This is a genomic window from Paraburkholderia heleia NBRC 101817 (genome assembly GCF_000739775.1).
Taxonomy (GTDB): Bacteria; Pseudomonadota; Gammaproteobacteria; order Burkholderiales; family Burkholderiaceae; genus Paraburkholderia; species Paraburkholderia heleia.
Map to the genome: position 1 here is coordinate 25,097 of NZ_BBJH01000053.1, position 16,384 is coordinate 41,480.

Genomic DNA, 16,384 nt, shown 5'->3' on the forward strand with positions numbered 1-16,384 from the left:
ATGGCTGTCCGCCTGCATGCCACGCTTAGCCCTTCCAGCCCTCCAGGAAGTCGAGCAGCAGGGCATTGACCCGCTCCGGTTGCTCCTCGTGCGGCAGATGCCCCGCGCGCTCGATCGCATGGGTGCGCACATCGGTTGCCATGCCTTTCCAGACGGCTTCCATGTCGAACATCTTGCCGACCGCGTAGAACTCGGCGCCCCACAACGCCAGTGTCGGGACGCTGATGGGAACGTGGGCATCCGCCTTGTCCTGTGCCACGTCCTCGGCGTTCGCCCGATAGTCGGCCATCGCGCCACGCACCGCTCCGGGGGCTTCGTAAGCGCGCACGTAGGCCTCGAATGCGTCCCCGCTGATCGCATTCGGGTCATAGCACCAGTCGGAGAAGAAGTGGCGCAGCCACGCGCGTTCGTTGCCGGCAACCAGCGTTTCGGGCAGGTCCGGCACCTGGTGGAACAGGAAGAACCAGTATGCGCGGGCGATGCGGGCGTCCAGCTGCTCCGCCACGACCCGCGTGGGCACGTTGTCCATCACCACGAGCCGGTCCAGCCGGTTCGCATGGTCCTTGGCGAAACGCGTCGCCACGCGGGATCCGCGATCGTGACTCACGAGCGCCGCGCGATCGATACCCAGATGATCCAGCAGCGCGCGCACGTCGTTCGCCATCGTGCGCTTGTCGTAGCCGCTCGCCGGCTTGTCGGTTTCGCCATATCCACGCAGATCCGGCGCAATCACGCGATACTTCCGGGCGAGCGCCGGAATCTGATGGCGCCACGCGTAGTGCGTTTCCGGAAAGCCGTGCAACAGCACCACGGGCGGTCCATCCCCTGTTTCCACATAGTGCTGCCGGATGCCGTTCGCCCTGACCGTGTGATGAACGAGGTCGATTGTTTGCATGATTCGCCGCTCCCTCACTGGCCGAAGTAGATGGGCTTGAGTCCGGGAACGTCGTTCATGTCACCCGAAACCGTGCGCTGCGAGCGCCGGCCCGCTTCGCTCGAACCGGCGGCAACGCCACCGTGATCGCCGAAGGCACGCGCCGCCATTGCAGTCTTCGCACCGCCGTTGGCGGCGGCGAGGACAGCATCCGGATAATGCGCATCGCCCGGCGTTCCGGGAACGGTGGCAGACTCGAACGTCACGAGCTGGTCGCGGACCTGCGCACGCGTGATGATTGGCTGTGAAAAGGCTGAAACGGGCGCGGCCAGCACGGCCGCGAGCAGGCAGGAAAACAAGGTGGGTTTCATGTGGTGACTCCAGTATCGGATTGAGAATCCGTCGATGAACGATCGAACAATCATCGGCTTGCAATGGAGTCTAGAAATGAAGCCGTCGGCGATTAAGACGGGTCGCGCGATAATCAATTTTGCTGCGCGTGCATGGAATCATGTACATATCTGCGCGTATGAGGCCAGACTGCCCTACTTGCGCTTCGTCTGCTGTTTTGTCCGGTTGCTCCGCCGCGCGCTGGGAGCGACGGCTGCGTCGGCGTGGGCCTCGCAGATCCCCATTGCCCGTGCCAATGCGGGAGAGAGCGTTGCACGCAGATGCGCAAGCAAGGTGCGCACCTTGGCGTCGAGGTAGCGCCGCGAAGGATAGACGGCATAAACCGAGAACGGACGCAGATGGATCTGCGGCAGAACGCGCCTGAGCTTGCCACTCGCGAGATCGTCAGCCACCGAATAGGTGGCAAGCGTGCCAATGCCCGCTCCGGCCAGAATCGCCGCCCGCAACGCCTCGGGCGAGTTTGCCCGGAACGGCGTGCGCGTAATGGTCCAGACGTGGGTGTCGGCTCCCTGTTGCAGATGCCATTCGTCGGGCGGCGCGACGGGGCTTTCGAGTTGCAGCAGTGCATGATTGGCCAGATCGGTCAGCTTTCGCGGATAGCCACGCTGCTTGAGATATGACTCGGAGGCAACCGGCACTGCGTACGCCGCGCCCAACGCTTGCGAGATATAGGCAGAGTCCGGCAACTGGGTGGCCGAGACGATCGAAAGGTCGTAGCCGTCCTCGACAAGGCTCGGCATGCTCTGCTCGACCTTGAGTTCGACGGAAACATCGGGAAATGCCTGCTGATAGCTCGCAAGCACCTGCGCCACGCAGCTGTACGCCAGCCCCGGTGCCGAATGCACGCGGATACGCCCCGATGGCTTCTGGGTGGCGTTGCGCGCTTCGTCCGTCGCGTTGTCGAGTTCGCCGAGGATCGCCTTTGCGCGCTCGTAGAACCGTGCGCCCACGTCGGTCACGGAAAGGTGGCGCGTCGTGCGATGCAATACGACCGCCTGCAACTCCTCTTCCAGCGAAGATACGGCGCGGGAAATCTGGGCAGCAGTGGAGTCGTTTTCTTTTGCGACCGCGGTGAACGACCCTGCCTCGACGACACGAACGAATATGCGCAGGTGATTCAGGAAGTCGGCCATACTGGAGGACCCATTTTATTGCTCGACTAGCCAAAGAGAGCGTCACCTGGCTGGTCACGCAACCAAGCCGCTAATCTAAAGCGTTGTGGAGTTAACACAACGCAGAATCAGGACCGATTCTCCTTACGAGCCAGAATTCTCTGCGTCATCGGGCGAGCGTTGATCCTCATTCCGTATGCGCGACGGCGTCATGCCGTAGCGGCCCGATATGACGCGGCTGAAATGCGACGGATCGGCGAATCCAGCGCGCCGGCCTATCTCCGCAAGGCTTAGGCGACGGCCGACGCTCGAGCGAATCATCCGCACAGCTACCGCCGCCCGGCGGTCGATCAGGAGCTTGCCGAACGTCTCGTTGTGTGCCGCGAGCGTCCGGTGCAAACTACGCACTGAAATATTGAGTTCCCTGGCGATGTCGGCGGCGCAGACACCCTGCTCAGCGCTGCGCTGGGCGATGCAGTCGCGAATGCGCCGAAGCAGCGAGTCGTCGCGGCGCTGCGCAACAGCGGCTGGTAGATCGCGCTCAGCGGCGATCAGCGCCAGCAGGGCGCCAATGTGATCGGTCAGGACTGACACGGGCAACGGCGCTGCCTCGATCACCTCGGGCGAAAGCTCGGCCAGATAGACACCCAGCGCACGCCCCCATCCCGAAGTCGAAGCAATACGGCGCCCAACCAGCGCTTCAGGCGCCGGTATCCACTGGCGCAGCCAGGCCGGCGAAAATTTGAAATGGGCGACGTCGTAACGACCGGCAATCTCGACCATAAAATCCAGGCGCGAGTCCACAATCATCATCTCACCGGGCAGCAGGCGAACGAGTTCACGATGGCGTGTATTCCATGCGGACGACAGATTGACTATCAAATGCCACGAGTGCTCGAGAGCGCGGTCGGCGTGGAACGGGTCCCGGCGAACACTGTGCGAAGACCCGCTTTGCCGGATCACGGAGACGGGGCCTACTGATGCCGCGGTCATGTGTGATTCGAATGTGCGCGGGTCTCCGGCAATCAGCCGCATCGGCGTAAGTGCAGTGGATAGTGCGTTCGCATAGTACTCAAATCGCATGGCTGGTTCGACTTCGCTGGTCGACCAATGGCAAAGAGAAGTGTTTGTCGTAATTGTCATCTCAGACCCCAAGGCTACTCACGCTACACGAATATCATGCGGAATCGAGTATAGAGCGTCTTCGCACTTCGATGGGACATGTGCGCATCATTTGTCGGACAATATCTGCCACCCCCGTGGCACGTTCAGTCAACCGTTGCCCGTCTAAATGGCACCCAGCGACCAGAAATGCCGCTGGCCAGCCGATACGATGAACTCGCATCACTGCTTTTCCGCTATCAAGTCACGAACGCACCTGCGAGCTGGATGGTGTCGCGCCCGTTCGCTGTGTCCGACTCATTCGACGGGCTGCAGCCGAACTTCTGCGTGGACTTCTGCCGACCATATCATCGTTGCTTCCGACCATGGCAGGCAACTACTTCATGGTCGCGATAGGCCGACTTTACCAACGTCAGACAGCAGGGTTCGCACCAATCTTAAGTTATGCCAGGTTATCGCCAGAGACCCGAGGATCGAACTGCAGGACACGTCGAACACCCCGGGGCTTCGAGCTAACTCACCGCCAGTTGCCTGAGACCAGTCATGAATGAACGGTTACCTGCCGATGCCTGGGGTTACGCGCTTGCCCTTTTGGCGCAAATGTTGGAAGTCTCCGGGGGTTGCCAAGGCGCACGGCGTGCGGCCGCAGGACATCGGCCGATGGCTCAGGCTCCGACAAAGACCGCACCAGCGACCAGCAATATAACCGTTGTAGGACGCCACTCGGACGTCCTGATCGCGGTCTGCCTGAAGGATCCCACCGCAGGTTGTTACGGAGAGCAGCCCTGGCGCTTGACGCGGGCCCGAGGGCGCGGCGTGTGCGCTTTAACAAGCGCACCAATCAGACGTGGGGATCTGGTCTACCGACCTTCCGTACGTGGTCACGTTCCCGTAAACGCAGCGTGGATGTTGCTCGCATCTGCGATCCCATGCGTCGCAGATGATTGAAAGGCAGCAGGCGCCGCAAAGCTCGTTGAAACGCACCGGATTTTGTGGAGGCTCCAACCCTTGAGACAATGGAGCCATGAACAAGAAGGCAATCAAGTTTTCCCCGGAGGTTCGCGAGCGTGCAGTACGTCTGGTGCGCGAGCAGCGTAGGAACATCCATCTATGTGGGCAGCGGTCGAATCGATTGCACCGATGATCGACTGCACGCCGCAGACGCTACATGATTGGGTCAAGCGCGACCAGGTTGACCACGGTGAGCGCGATGGCGTGACCACAGACGAGCGCGCGCGCCTCAAGGCCCTGGAGTGCGAGGTTAAGACGGCACTGCTAGCCGAGGGTTTGCTTGATGGCCGCGGCGATTGTTGATGATCCACCCGGCCACCTTGAGTGGCCGTTCATGGCCGATTGGGTGAGGGCGACAACGACCGCTTACTGGCACTCCGGTTCGCAAAACCTGAATCTGCTGATTGACCGTTATGGAGGAAGTTATCTGACCGGTGTGGGTCGCTTTATGCCTTTTGCATGAGAGTCCGTGCCCGCGGCGATCGCCACGCTTGGTCGTCGGGCGCTAGCCGGCCACAACCAGCCGTTCAGCAAGCTGGAAATCCTGCCGTTGGAGCGGCTGCAATACTCTGGAACCTGCCGGAGGACCTATGTGCGGAATTCGGCCATTGCAGACGCCTAGTTACCGACCGTCATTGGGCTGCTGCGCGGTGCTAACCGGCCGTTCGCTCAAGCCGGTTTCGGAGCGGCGACTCTCAGATCGGCAAATGCGTACTTATGGCCGCATCTTGCCGATCGCCCTTTGCTTGATGCGTGCCGTGCCACGAGGGGCGGCGTGCGACTGTTTCAGTCGTATGCTGCGAAAGCGCGTCAGTGACCGCTGCGTCGACTAGCATTGTGGGATCGACCCCTAGTTTGATGTAGGATTTCGTTACAAGGCGGCGCCACGCGTCAGTATTGGCACCAAGCCACGTTCGACAGCCAACAGATGTCGCGTTCCGGGTTGAAATTTGATGCCCAACCCACACATCGGCGTTGCGTAAAGTTAATTTATAAGTTAAGTTCGGGGCTATGATTCGAGCACGCAAACTGACCCTTAAAGAGCTGATTGGCTTGATCGGGGACCCGGCTATCAATCTGCCAGGTCTCCAGCCGATGGGGGTGAAGCAGCGTTGGGATGTCGCACTTATTTGTGGTGCGGGTGATTACACGGCCAGTCGTTTCGCGAAAACGGTCAAGGATTTTGTCGACTCGGCGGAAAAGAAGTCTAATTACTTGGTGATGGGGCGTGCTTTATTTCACGCCATTCAGGTCGATAATTATCAGAAAGCCTTGAAGGATGATACACCCGTAAGTGTTAAGGTTGCGCACGATTTCAAGTTTCAATCAAAAACTGTAAATCTTTGGGAAATTAAATATCAGAATAAAGACAGGATTTACTTCTTTCCTGTTAGCGCTGGCGACGTTAAGATAATTTTTCTGTTAATGGCGTATCATAAAAAAGATCAAAACACGCCAAATGAGGTAAAGACGCCATGTACACGAGAGATCAAAGAGTTGATCACTGGCATGGCGGAGATTAAGTTTATTTAAGAGGTGAGCGAAATGGCGAAGAGCAATGCGGAATTTGCTGCGGAAATTAAGGAAAAGGCCGCGACCTGGGGTGCTGTACGTAGACTCGATCCCATGCTTCAACTGAAAACCGCCATGCGAAATAAGAATTTGAAGAATGTTGATATTGCGGAGCGGCTTTGCGTGTCCGAGGCCAATATTTCTCGAATTTTGAAGGGGCGGGGCAATGTGACTCTTGACACGCTTTATATGCTTGCTGATGCCGTCGAAACGGAGCTTTTCATTTCCATTGGAGATGCCAATACTGTCGTTGCGGGTGATGGCGGAGAAACGCATGGGGGCGACGGAGAGTTGTTGACGGTTGGTGCTGAAGGAAGCGGAGGCACTGACGGGATCGAGTTTTTCCAATCTCCCGACAACGTGATTAGACTGGTACCACGATGGAAGCAGGCTGAGCGTCATCGCGTACACCAAGAAATGGGTGATACGGAGAATGAAGCCCGTGTTGCCTTTGGTTGATCAAGACGAGTTTAATATGAAACCCGCTTCGCTTTCACTTGATCGGCTTGAATTCACGAAAATTCATGTCGTGGCCAATCCAAAATTCGATCCCAGTTCGGAAGAGGCGAACTGTGCTTATCCACAATTGAATTTCAATTTCTCTGGAGTTAACTTTGTTCGTCGGACCCGGGTCAATTTTCCCGACGATGAGGCAGCGGATCCGCGTCACTTCCAAGTCGTTTTTTCTATGACTGCTTTGGAAAAGGATCAAGAGAAGAAGACTCTCCCATACGAGTTCGATGTAGAAGTTATCGCCTATCTGACATATTTGGGCAGCGAAATGCATGGTGTTGATCGATTCAAGGCCGTGCGTTATTCCGCTTATCCAATGTTGTATGGTGCGATTCGGGAGATGCTCTCGACGACCAGTGCACGGAGCTCACATGGCATGTTGCAGCTTCCGAGCGCTGATTTCCGAAAGTCGGCGTTGTCCGACGCCGAGAAAGATGAAGAGCGACGTTTGGCGCTGCTGGGACCTAACGCGACGACGCCAGTTCAGGTAACAGATTCGGTTTCATCTGAAAAGAAAGTTGCAGTCAAGAAGCCGAGAAAAAAGCTGAGCGGGGACAAAAGTGGTAGTTGATCGCGAGGTTGTCATTGTCGTCATCGCACCTGAGTCCGAAGAAGTACAGGTATAGTGAGTCTTCACGACGATACTTGACGGCCATGATAACAATCGCCCCGCACGCCTTTAATTCGAACGAGGTGTGGACCTTGGGAATAGCGGCATACGCCGCTCTCGTTTCCACCTTCTTGCTCGGATGGGACGCGTATAAATGGCTCAGATCCGGCCCGAGGATCGATCTGTCAGTTTCAACCGGAATGAAGATGGTTGGCGGAGAAGCCGAAGACCCGCGGAGCTATGTGACGGTCACCGCGCTCAATGTGGGCGATCGGCCGACAACCATAACGAACCTTGGTGGAATGTATTTCGAATCCTGGTGGTATGCCTTTCGACGCCGAAAGCCTAAACAGGCGTTCATTATCACTGATCCGGCGCCGGCACAGCGAATCCCCTATCGGTTCGACGTGGGGTCTCAATGGATAGGCATCGCTGAACAGACCGATGAGATCATGCAAATGGCCCGCGACGGCTACTTGTTCATGATCCTGTACACGGCAACCGGTGGTCGCGGCAAATGGGTGCGAGTTAAGGTGCTGAAAGTGGCTAAGAAACGCGAGCAACACGCATAGGAAACCCAGAAAGCTAAGCCGAGGCTCGGGGTTCAGGTGCTCTTGGCACCAAAAATGTTGGCGAAGTCGCTGTGCCAGAAGGAGCTTTCCTCTTTAGAGAAGCTGTAGACCGAGCCCCCAGTATCAAGCGCCCCGTCGCTCTGCGGCGTGAGCGTGCCTCGGCTGACGAACCCTATACCTACGATGTGATCGCGCGATTCGCCAGAAAGAAATTGACTAACGCCGATGCGCAATGCCGTCGGCTTCTGTGGGTTCTCAAAGTCATCCTCGGCAACACTCCGCAGCTGATCGGCCTCCATCCCATCGAAACCAAGGACAAGAAGACCCGGCCGCGTTTTGGTCAATTGCCTTTTCGCGGCATCAGCGGCGGTATCGAACGCCGCTGCAAGTACGCTATCGTCTTGAGCACTCTGCGGAACAAATACAATCGCGCCACCGTTCGGTCGGCCAATAATCATCGCGTTTCGATTTCGTGTGCCTGTCACTTTCTCAATCACGGCACGTACGGCGGGAGAGTTTGGAATCATCGGTATGTCTTTCAACAAGGCGATGTCGAAATCGGCGACGCGTACACTCGAGCCGTCGTCGAATACTTTGCTTTCATTCGACAGCACTTGAGCGCGCACGCGGTCAGCCAACTCTTCCAGCTCTTTATGCGACTTCGGTAGACGATCAGGTACAGTGATTATGACCGCAACGCCCGCTTTGATGTTCTTGACGAGGGGCTCAAGCCTACGTTTGATCAGTTGCTGGAAAGCCAGCAGTTCTTCCTGATGGAATTTCCGGCCTTTGTCGTCAGATACCGACTTGCATTCGACTTCTAGTCCATTCGGACCAACGTCCTCGATGAAAAGATCGTAGGTAGAACCCGCAATTGGAGACCCCGCCGTCTGGTGCTCCGGCCACAAAACTTGGTTTCCGCGACGGACAAAATGTGTGGCGGTGGCGATTTCCAGTAGCATGCCGCGCATATTGTCAGAGTTTTTGAGCGCACCCCGAATCCTCCCGGCGAACTCGTTGCGGTGTTTCGTCTGCAAGCTTTCTAGTATGGACAGCGTTTGGCCGGCAAAACCACAGGCATGATGAAGCTGCGCGAGCTCGGTCACGGGCAATTTGCCGTACTTGGTCATCAGCTCACTGCACTTGGCAAGCTGAAATGCAATTGCGTACTCGCGCTCGTAGTGCTCACGGAGAAATGCGTTGCTCCGCGAATGCTTTTTTTTATTGTGGACTACCTTGTTCCAACTAGCGTCCCCGACGATTTCAGAAAGCCCCCTGAAGATCCTAGGCATGTCATCGACTCGAACTTGAAATTCAAGCATTTCGGAAGCCCCAACTCAGCATGCGGGAGATTGCCAGTGTAGCGGATCGCTGCGATCACCCGAGGCGACGCCATCCGCTCCTCTGTCGGACCACCGTATCGAATGGCGGCTGCATTTCCGAAAAGAGCCACTGGCCAACATTGGGTGCAACGGCCGTTGAGGGTCGTTTTATGCCTTTTGCATGAGAGTCCGTGCCCGCGGCGATCGCCACGCGTGGTCGTCTGGCGCTAGCCGGCCAATATGAGTCTTTTGCGCGATCGCTCAAGTAGCCTGTCCAGTGACCGCTTCACCGGCAAGACCTGCCCGCCATGCTGTCCCGAACGTATTCACTCCTTCATTCAATACGCGTGCGCCGCAATCACCCTGGCCACGGTCCCCAGCGATCGCTTGCGCTCCACCGCGCCGCACGGAGTGAAATTGCGTCGTTCGCTGTTATCATCGACGCGAAAGATGAGGGCGCTCGTCGCTTTTATGAGTGGGAGAGTCTCCTCGCATTGCCCGATCAGCCCATAAAGCTATTTCGGCCGATAACTGACATCCGGCGGCTCTTCTTGTGATGCGCGACCTGACCGAGGAATGCCTTCGAATCCTGAACAAGGGCTTTTTCGAGATCACCGATCCCGGCCCACTCCATCAGCCAATTCGTAGCTTTTCGATCCGCCGGGACGAAAAGCTGAACCTTATCTTGGAGACTGAGGCCGCCCCCAATGCGACGTCGGCGGCGATCAATCTGCCGCCAGGCACGGTTCGTTTGACGAACGAGCGGGCGCTCCTCCGGAGCGTGGGTGGTCTCGAAGGGGAATTCTTTGGGCTGATGCCCTACAGTCAGAATCGCCAGACCCTCGGTGTGACCGAGCAGCCGCTCAAGGAGCTGGCTCAGGTCCATGTCGCCAAGACAAACAACCCGTCCGGGGCGCCCGCGGCATATGTCATCGACTGGCTCGAAAACCTGCCCACGAGCCCATACGTTTGGCCAGCGGCTTCCGACGTGGTTACCAGAACCATCACCACTCGAAGAATTTCTCTGAACGACGGCATCACTATCGCGAGCGATACCGACCGTTCCAGCACCTCGTGGAACTCCGCCAAGGTGACGGTGGATGGCGCGACCTTCTACGTTTGCGCGCTCGACAGAGAAGACCGCCCCGGCGCCATCAAGCCGGGGTGCATCGTCTACGATGGCGCCCCAGACGACCAGTTTCGAAAGAAGGTCCGAACAGGCCTTTCTTTCGCGATGGGCGTGTACTTGGTCGATCTCGGCACATCCCACTACGATGCCGAATGGAACGTCGTGTCCACGCTCGCACGGAGCGCCTACAGCCTGCGCCGCCATGCCTTCGACATTGAAACTCTCCAGCTCGCGCCGCTCGGCGACCGCTTCCTGAATGAGCTTGGTGCCCCACAACTGTCAAAAGCGATCCAGGCATTTGTGACGGCGTTCGACTCCCTAGATCTTGCGAACCTGCACTGGGCCTTCTGGCATGCGTGCGCCGCCACTCCGCACATCGCGCCCGCTCACTTCGGCGCGGCGATCGAGGGCTTGCAGAGTGCCTACACCAAAGCCAACCCCGGAAAGGTGCAAGAGGGCTGGGCCACCCGAGACGAATGGAAGATCCTCAAGACTGCACTCAGCGCCGTCATCGACGGCGGCAACATCTCCCTTGAGGCGAAGATGGCCTTGAAGAACAAGCTGCCTACCTTCAATGGCATCGATCAGCGTCAGCGGCTGAAAGACGTGATGGCTGCCTTGAACCTTGAGCTGGGCGATGACGAGGACGCCGCGTGGCGCCGACGGAACAAAGCCGCCCATGGCACGCCGATCCCACAGGGTCAGGAGGTGGCTGCGATCCGGGACATGAAGCTGCTGAGGGGGCTGTTCCAGCGCCTACTGCTACGGATGACCAACGCGGCTGATCAGTACATCGACTACGCCTCGCCCAACCACGAATACCGGCCTTTGCGTCAAGCGCCGCCGACCATCGGTTAAGCGTCGGTGAATTCGCTGTCGAAACCGATGTCCGCCACGGGCTGGGTCAGGGCGGCTAAGGGTCGCCTTATGCCTTTTGCATGACAGGCTGCGCCTGCAGCGACCGCCGCGCTTGGTTGTCGGGCGCTTCGCGGCCATGTCCGGACATTGGCATGCCGTTCCTCGTCGGCCGCCTTGGCGACAGCTTCGGACGTTGAGCGTCGACGATCTTCGCCGGCATCGCAGCGTGAGAAAGCGCGTAGCAAGTAGTGAGGCGTTTTGCAGTTGAACCAGACGTTCGCGAGGAACTTATAACGCGCCCTTCCTCTTGTCTTCGGACAGCTTCAAGACAGGCGGCGACCTGAGCAGATTTTCAGGCTGAACCCTTTCCCAGAGGCCTCCGTTGCCCAGTGCTCGTCCCAACTGGTCTTCGCGCCTGAGCCATTGTTCGACCGTCCTGATTCGCCCAGGATGAATTTCGTCGAGCAATGCGTAGTCTCTCTTGACGATCCCGTACTTCCACAGATTCCAGAAGCCGGTGAAGTTTTCGCGGAAGCTCATCGTACTTTTGTCGCGGAGATCGGCGTTATATCCGGAAGGCAAATCGGCCGCGGCTTTGAGCGGTCCGCTCCAGTATGCTTCGAGGTCGGTATCGATATATTGCGCGGGATGTCCGGTCACGGCTTCGAACGCCTCGGCAAGCTTCGCATACTCGACATGATCGATCGCGACCTCGAGATTCATGCCATTCGCACGCTCCGGATTGTCGAAAAGCCAACGTGCGTAGTACCCGCAGTCCTCAAGCGCTACATGCGGGACGGCGCCGTCACCGAGCGGCACCCGCCATGTAACGACGCCGTTTTCCACGGACGGCGTCATCGGTGTCATTGCCGAGATGGCCATCTCCATATACGGGCCGGTCGTAAGCAGCGCGGCGCCCATCCGGTCCCGGTTTGTCAGGTTCTGGAACAGAATCCATTCCCCTACGCGGCCTTTGCCATCATAGTGGCCTGTCCGAAACCGGGAATCGTATCCGGACCTTTTGAGCGCGTAATCGAGGTTTCCATATACGAAGAACTTGACACCTTCTTCGATGGCTATTTCATAGCATCGGATGGCCCAATAAATCTCAGTCTTCTCGCCGGTGCTGAATCCATCGAGATTGATATACGCTGCGTTGCAATTACGAAAACCGTCACGCAGAACCGCTTCATCGGCAAACGTGCCCTTCACGATCGAGACGTTCCCCAGAGTGGAGAGTTCGATTGCCCTTCGCGATTCAGGATCTCGGCTCAAGGCGCGCACGGCATATTTGCCGTCGGCGACGAGCGCCCGGATGACGGGCAATCCCTGTGCGCCCGTTCCACCGATGACGAATATGGTCGAGGGAACCCGTGAAGACATGTTTGTTCACGCTGGTATGAGTTGGATAGATTTGCCGACCGGGCGCTGCGCGCCAATGGCACGGATGTCAGCTTCATATGGCATCGGGCACCCGTACGCCGACCACTCGCCCGTGGACTTCCGTCGAGATGCCGAATTGCGGTCCGCGCGATATTTCATCGAAGCATTCATACGACACTGCGGCCCTGACCGGTTGCCTTCGCCGGACCGCGCGCCGCGGCTGCGCGTGGTTGCCGGCCACGTTGCAGCAGAAACACACCACCGAGGATTGCGCCCATCGCGAACAGTTCGACGGCGCCGATGGGTTCTTGCGCGAGCCACGAACCCATCAGCAACGCAACGACCGGCGGAATGTACGTCACGCTGGACGCCGCCACTGCTCCGAGCCGTCCGACGATGAAGTAATAAAGGATGTAAGCGATCCCGGTGCCCGTCAGACCGAGTCCCAGCACGAGGCCGAGCAGCGCTCGCGCATCGCCGGTCACACGCACGATGCCGTGGAAATCTGTGACGCAGCCGATCAGGACCAGTGCGAAGCCGATCTGCCACGTCGAGAGGGCGAGCGGTGAGAGGTCCAGGCCGGAAAGAAAGCGGCGCGCGTACACGAACGAGCAGCCCACGCTCAGCGAGCCGGCGATCATATAGCCGACTCCGAGGAGGTTGACGCCAGCCGCGTGGGCATTCCACGGACGCGCGATCAGCAGTACGCCGACGAATCCGCAGACGATGCCCGCGATCATTCGCGCGTTCGGGCGCTCCTCACGCAGCAGCGCCCATGCGCACAGGAAGGAAAAAAGCGGGATGGCGCCGCTTAGCATCCCAGCAATGCTCGAGAACAGCAGGCCGGCTCCCTTCGCGAATGCGTAGTAGTAGATCACCGTCGCGAGCAGGGACATCACCACGAAATGGTGAGCGTGCCGGAGATGGCGCCATTTGAGTGCCTTACTGAAAAGCGCGACGGCCAGCAGCGGGATAAAGCCGAAAAGCACGCGCAGAAACACGATCTGGCTGGCAGCCAGATCGACGCTCGCCCACTTCATGAACAGGAAATTGGTGCCCCAGATCAGTCCGAGGGCGGCGAAGGCGAAATAAGCGGGGTTCATGACAGCGCACCGGAAAGCGGATGAAGTCCTGATTGTGTTCGGCCCGGTCATGCGCTACAAATGATTTAATGTCGACTATGGAATAGAAAAACTGAGTTATGGGATTGACTCCTCCACTGAAAGCCCTGCCTGCATTCGAAGCTGCCATGCGGCTCGGCAGTTTTACTCTTGCATCCCGGGAACTGAACGTGACGCCTGGTGCGATAGGGCAGCAGATTCAGAAGCTTGAGGAATGGCTCGGCGTTGCCCTGTTCGTACGCCAGATACGGCAGGTAACGCCCACAGAGGATGGTCGCGCCTACTTCGCGCAGATTCAACCCGCCTTGGCCGACCTCATTCATGCGAGCCATCGCATTCGTGAGCGTCGCGGTAGCGGCGTGCGGTTGTCGATGCCGCCGAGCTTCGCTGCCAAGTGGTTCGCCCCACGCATGGCCGACTTCCTGCAGGCAAACCCCGGGATTGCGCTGAGCCTGAGCACATCGACAACGATGGTCGACTTCGAACTGGATGGAGTCGATCTCGCGGTTAGGCATTTCGACGGGATGGATGCACGACTATCCGTTCAACTACTGTGCCATGACGAGGCCCGCGCGTATTGCCATCCGGCATACGCGAAACAGCGCCGATTGAAGCGCCCCGACGATTTGCGCACGGCGACACTGCTCCATAACACGCTACACCCGCACTGGGCCGCGTGGCTTGCTCGATTCAGCGGTCTCGACGGTTCGCGGATTGAAACCATTACCGGTATCAGGTTCGACCAGTCGTTGATGGCGATCGACGCCGCAGTGCGCGCGCAAGGCGTTGTGCTTACCAGCCCCCTGCTGGTAGAAGCGGAACTGGCTCGTGGAGAACTGATCGAGCCATTCGATAATGCGCTGGCGTTGGACGCCGGATACTACCTCGTCCATCCCGCCAGTGCCGGAACCAAACAGGCGGTTCAATTGCTCAAGGCGTGGTTTATCGGCAGCATCGCTGTGGGATGTGCGCGACGTGGGGGCATTTAGTCGTCGAATTATCGTCTAAATGGCTGCTATCGGCTCTAATGCCGACGCCGGATAATGCGATTCCGACCGGCAACAACGGGTCGCTTTATGCCCTTTGCATGAGGCGCCGCGCCCGCGGGATCGCCAGGCCCGGACGGCGGGCGCTACCCGGCCAGATGCGGTCGTTCGAGCGGGGCCAACGCGCATGCCGGAGCGGTGCTTGATGTCCGTACTCCGGTCACGCGCCCGTCGCGCGCTCGCCTATTGACCCATGCTCCGGAGATTGATAGGATGGCCTCACTTTCAAAACGCCCTCCCGGTCCGCCGGGAGGGCGTTTCGTTTTGGTTCCTGCAACCAAAATGGAACCCTGGAATGAAAGCCTCTCTTGAAATCCGATCTGGCTCGGATGCCGGTCTCGGATATGTGCAGTATGGCAATGGTCCAATTCGCGTGCTGGTCATGCACGACTGGCTCGGCGACCATTCCAGCTACGATGCAGTCATGCCTTGGCTCGATGGCCATTCGTTTAGCTACGTTTTCGTCGATTTGCGCGGCTACGGGCAATCCATCAACCTGGACGGTGAATTCACGGTCGAGGAGATTGCAGCCGATTGCCTCATGCTCGCTGACCGACTGGGTTGGACGCACTTCCATATCGTCGGCCACTCGATGACCGGAATGGTCACGCAACGTATTTCGGCGGACGCGCCGTCCCGCGTCATAAGCGCGATCGCCGTATGTCCCGTTTCCGCAGCTGGAAATCGGTTGAGTCCTGATGCACTGGCTTTCTTTGCCAGCACCATGCAAGACGACGATGCCCTTCGGAGGTTGTTTCGCTTCGTCACCGGAGGACTGTCCGATTCGTGGGCTGAACGCAAGGCCCGACAAAGCCGCGACACAGTCTCACCTGACTGCCGGGCCAGATACCTCGAAATGCTCGTCACGGCGGACTTCGTCGATGACGTTCGGGGTCTTGAAACACCGTATTTGGTCATCGTCGGTGATAAGGATCCCGGACTGGATTCGGAGGCAATGGCGCGCACTTTTCTCGCATGGCATCCGAACGCAGAACTGCAAGTTATCCCCAACTGCGGTCATTACCCGATGCAGGAGTGCCCGCCATATTTCGCAACCGTTATCGAAGGCTTCTTGAAACGCAGTACCACCTGACTTGACTGGCCGCAGGAAAGCTGGAAACGGACATATTCAGGCACGGGCCTGGATTGTCCGCAACGGGTCGGTTACGGCCGGCTAGAGTTTCGATAACGAGGAGCACGGCAGCACATCTCATCTATGCGTGCTTCGAAGCGAACGGGGGCATCCGGGAACTGGCAGCTTTCCAAGACGTCACGTGACACCCGGCGTAGACTGGGCGATCGTGTTGCTGACAGAGAGGCGGAGATGGCCACGAACACCCTTCAGGAATTCTACGCGGACGCCGGTATGCTGCTGCGGGACCAACCGCGCGGGACCGCTGCCCGAGTGACACAACACATCATTGCGTGGTGGAGCGGCCGGAACCTTGTGTTCGCCTATCTGCGTGAGGATAACGTGGCGCTGATCGAGGAAGAATTCGATCCGTTCGACCTGCAATGGGATGAATGGGCCGCAGTGTTCGGAGGCTGGTGCTCAAAGCCGGTCTTCGAACGATTCGACGAGATTGAACAGTGGATTCGCGAGTCGCCCCCTTACGAGGCGGGGCGTATAGAATAGTCCAGCGAACAACGCGGGGGGCCAGCGTCCAGCGCGGCGACCAGCCCCCGTTGCGGCTTCGTTTCATTCAGACGAAAGCCGCACAAAAACCA

General features: G+C 58.4%; 16 protein-coding genes and 1 pseudogene. 10 read left to right on the top strand and 7 right to left on the bottom strand.

From position 1 onward, the window contains the following. Positions 1 to 25: 25 nt before the first annotated feature. From BHE01S_RS32055 to BHE01S_RS32070, 4 genes are all read right to left on the bottom strand, one after another. Positions 26 to 895: an alpha/beta fold hydrolase gene (locus BHE01S_RS32055; protein ID WP_042271306.1), complete on the bottom strand. Its 870-nt coding sequence runs from the start codon at positions 893 to 895 to the stop codon at positions 26 to 28. Between the two features lie 14 nt (positions 896 to 909). After that, positions 910 to 1,362, bottom strand: coding sequence for a DUF4148 domain-containing protein (locus BHE01S_RS32060; RefSeq protein WP_157025766.1), 453 nt, complete (start codon positions 1,360 to 1,362; stop codon positions 910 to 912). Between the two features lie 57 nt (positions 1,363 to 1,419). Further along, on the bottom strand, positions 1,420 to 2,418 hold the full coding sequence (locus BHE01S_RS32065; RefSeq protein ID WP_042271312.1) for a LysR family transcriptional regulator: 999 nt from the start codon (positions 2,416 to 2,418) through the stop codon (positions 1,420 to 1,422). 123 nt (positions 2,419 to 2,541) lie between these two features. Continuing rightward, positions 2,542 to 3,480 carry an AraC family transcriptional regulator gene (locus BHE01S_RS32070; RefSeq protein ID WP_167337728.1) on the bottom strand — a complete coding sequence of 313 codons (939 nt, stop codon included), beginning with the start codon at positions 3,478 to 3,480 and terminating at the stop codon, positions 2,542 to 2,544. A gap of 699 nt (positions 3,481 to 4,179) precedes the next feature. Here BHE01S_RS32070 and BHE01S_RS39950 point away from each other — a divergent pair. The 6 genes and pseudogenes from BHE01S_RS39950 (at position 4,180) to BHE01S_RS32095 (ending at position 7,797) form a co-directional block, all read left to right on the top strand. Beyond that, complete coding sequence (locus BHE01S_RS39950) at positions 4,180 to 4,467, top strand: DUF3331 domain-containing protein (RefSeq protein ID WP_407669577.1); 288 nt, start codon at positions 4,180 to 4,182, stop codon at positions 4,465 to 4,467. A 76-nt stretch (positions 4,468 to 4,543) separates the two neighbouring features. Next, positions 4,544 to 4,812: pseudogene (locus BHE01S_RS32075) on the top strand (transposase); the annotation flags it as partial. A 729-nt stretch (positions 4,813 to 5,541) separates the two neighbouring features. Continuing rightward, positions 5,542 to 6,063, top strand: coding sequence for a hypothetical protein (locus BHE01S_RS32080; RefSeq protein ID WP_042271317.1), 522 nt, complete (start codon positions 5,542 to 5,544; stop codon positions 6,061 to 6,063). A gap of 12 nt (positions 6,064 to 6,075) precedes the next feature. Continuing rightward, on the top strand, positions 6,076 to 6,561 hold the full coding sequence (locus tag BHE01S_RS32085; protein ID WP_042271320.1) for a helix-turn-helix domain-containing protein: 486 nt from the start codon (positions 6,076 to 6,078) through the stop codon (positions 6,559 to 6,561). 16 nt (positions 6,562 to 6,577) lie between these two features. Beyond that, positions 6,578 to 7,186, top strand: a complete 609-nt coding sequence (locus BHE01S_RS38170) for a hypothetical protein (protein ID WP_157025768.1) — start codon at positions 6,578 to 6,580, stop codon at positions 7,184 to 7,186. Positions 7,187 to 7,269: 83 nt separating this feature from the next. Continuing rightward, entirely contained in the window at positions 7,270 to 7,797 is a 528-nt protein-coding gene (locus BHE01S_RS32095; protein ID WP_042271327.1) for a hypothetical protein, read from the top strand. 32 nt (positions 7,798 to 7,829) lie between these two features. Here BHE01S_RS32095 and BHE01S_RS32100 read toward each other — a convergent pair whose 3' ends face one another. After that, the gene (locus BHE01S_RS32100; RefSeq protein WP_042271330.1) at positions 7,830 to 9,089 is read right to left on the bottom strand and encodes a hypothetical protein; all 1,260 of its coding nucleotides are present in this window, start codon (positions 9,087 to 9,089) and stop codon (positions 7,830 to 7,832) included. Between the two features lie 586 nt (positions 9,090 to 9,675). Between BHE01S_RS32100 and BHE01S_RS32105 the strand changes: the two genes are divergently transcribed. Beyond that, positions 9,676 to 11,106, top strand: coding sequence for a hypothetical protein (locus BHE01S_RS32105; RefSeq protein ID WP_042271332.1), 1,431 nt, complete (start codon positions 9,676 to 9,678; stop codon positions 11,104 to 11,106). A gap of 288 nt (positions 11,107 to 11,394) precedes the next feature. Here BHE01S_RS32105 and BHE01S_RS32110 read toward each other — a convergent pair whose 3' ends face one another. After that, complete coding sequence (locus BHE01S_RS32110; RefSeq protein WP_042271335.1) at positions 11,395 to 12,489, bottom strand: NmrA family NAD(P)-binding protein; 1,095 nt, start codon at positions 12,487 to 12,489, stop codon at positions 11,395 to 11,397. Between the two features lie 167 nt (positions 12,490 to 12,656). Further along, positions 12,657 to 13,592, bottom strand: coding sequence for a DMT family transporter (locus tag BHE01S_RS32115; RefSeq protein WP_017775490.1), 936 nt, complete (start codon positions 13,590 to 13,592; stop codon positions 12,657 to 12,659). Between the two features lie 98 nt (positions 13,593 to 13,690). Between BHE01S_RS32115 and BHE01S_RS32120 the strand changes: the two genes are divergently transcribed. The 3 genes from BHE01S_RS32120 (at position 13,691) to BHE01S_RS32130 (ending at position 16,292) form a co-directional block, all read left to right on the top strand. Then, a complete protein-coding gene (locus BHE01S_RS32120) occupies positions 13,691 to 14,599 on the top strand; it encodes a LysR substrate-binding domain-containing protein (RefSeq protein WP_026121599.1) in 909 nt (302 codons plus the stop codon). A gap of 352 nt (positions 14,600 to 14,951) precedes the next feature. Beyond that, positions 14,952 to 15,749 carry an alpha/beta fold hydrolase gene (locus BHE01S_RS32125; RefSeq protein WP_042271344.1) on the top strand — a complete coding sequence of 266 codons (798 nt, stop codon included), beginning with the start codon at positions 14,952 to 14,954 and terminating at the stop codon, positions 15,747 to 15,749. 231 nt (positions 15,750 to 15,980) lie between these two features. Beyond that, the gene (locus BHE01S_RS32130) at positions 15,981 to 16,292 is read left to right on the top strand and encodes a hypothetical protein (protein WP_042271347.1); all 312 of its coding nucleotides are present in this window, start codon (positions 15,981 to 15,983) and stop codon (positions 16,290 to 16,292) included. The last annotated feature ends 92 nt before the right edge of the window (positions 16,293 to 16,384 follow it).

Excerpts from the sequence above, each read along its gene's own strand:
- BHE01S_RS32070 (WP_167337728.1), bottom strand. The coding sequence starts at position 3,480 with ATGCGATTTGAGTACTATGCGAACGCACTATCCACTGCACTTACGCCG.
- BHE01S_RS32100 (WP_042271330.1), bottom strand. The coding sequence starts at position 9,089 with ATGCCTAGGATCTTCAGGGGGCTTTCTGAAATCGTCGGGGACGCTAGT.
- BHE01S_RS32130 (WP_042271347.1), top strand. The coding sequence starts at position 15,981 with ATGGCCACGAACACCCTTCAGGAATTCTACGCGGACGCCGGTATGCTG.
- BHE01S_RS32080 (WP_042271317.1), top strand. The coding sequence starts at position 5,542 with ATGATTCGAGCACGCAAACTGACCCTTAAAGAGCTGATTGGCTTGATC.
- BHE01S_RS32120 (WP_026121599.1), top strand. The coding sequence starts at position 13,691 with ATGGGATTGACTCCTCCACTGAAAGCCCTGCCTGCATTCGAAGCTGCC.
- BHE01S_RS39950 (WP_407669577.1), top strand. The coding sequence starts at position 4,180 with ATGGCTCAGGCTCCGACAAAGACCGCACCAGCGACCAGCAATATAACC.
- BHE01S_RS32085 (WP_042271320.1), top strand. The coding sequence starts at position 6,076 with ATGGCGAAGAGCAATGCGGAATTTGCTGCGGAAATTAAGGAAAAGGCC.
- BHE01S_RS32115 (WP_017775490.1), bottom strand. The coding sequence starts at position 13,592 with ATGAACCCCGCTTATTTCGCCTTCGCCGCCCTCGGACTGATCTGGGGC.
- BHE01S_RS38170 (WP_157025768.1), top strand. The coding sequence starts at position 6,578 with ATGAAACCCGCTTCGCTTTCACTTGATCGGCTTGAATTCACGAAAATT.
- BHE01S_RS32095 (WP_042271327.1), top strand. The coding sequence starts at position 7,270 with ATGATAACAATCGCCCCGCACGCCTTTAATTCGAACGAGGTGTGGACC.
- BHE01S_RS32110 (WP_042271335.1), bottom strand. The coding sequence starts at position 12,489 with ATGTCTTCACGGGTTCCCTCGACCATATTCGTCATCGGTGGAACGGGC.
- BHE01S_RS32105 (WP_042271332.1), top strand. The coding sequence starts at position 9,676 with ATGCGCGACCTGACCGAGGAATGCCTTCGAATCCTGAACAAGGGCTTT.
- BHE01S_RS32055 (WP_042271306.1), bottom strand. The coding sequence starts at position 895 with ATGCAAACAATCGACCTCGTTCATCACACGGTCAGGGCGAACGGCATC.
- BHE01S_RS32125 (WP_042271344.1), top strand. The coding sequence starts at position 14,952 with ATGAAAGCCTCTCTTGAAATCCGATCTGGCTCGGATGCCGGTCTCGGA.
- BHE01S_RS32065 (WP_042271312.1), bottom strand. The coding sequence starts at position 2,418 with ATGGCCGACTTCCTGAATCACCTGCGCATATTCGTTCGTGTCGTCGAG.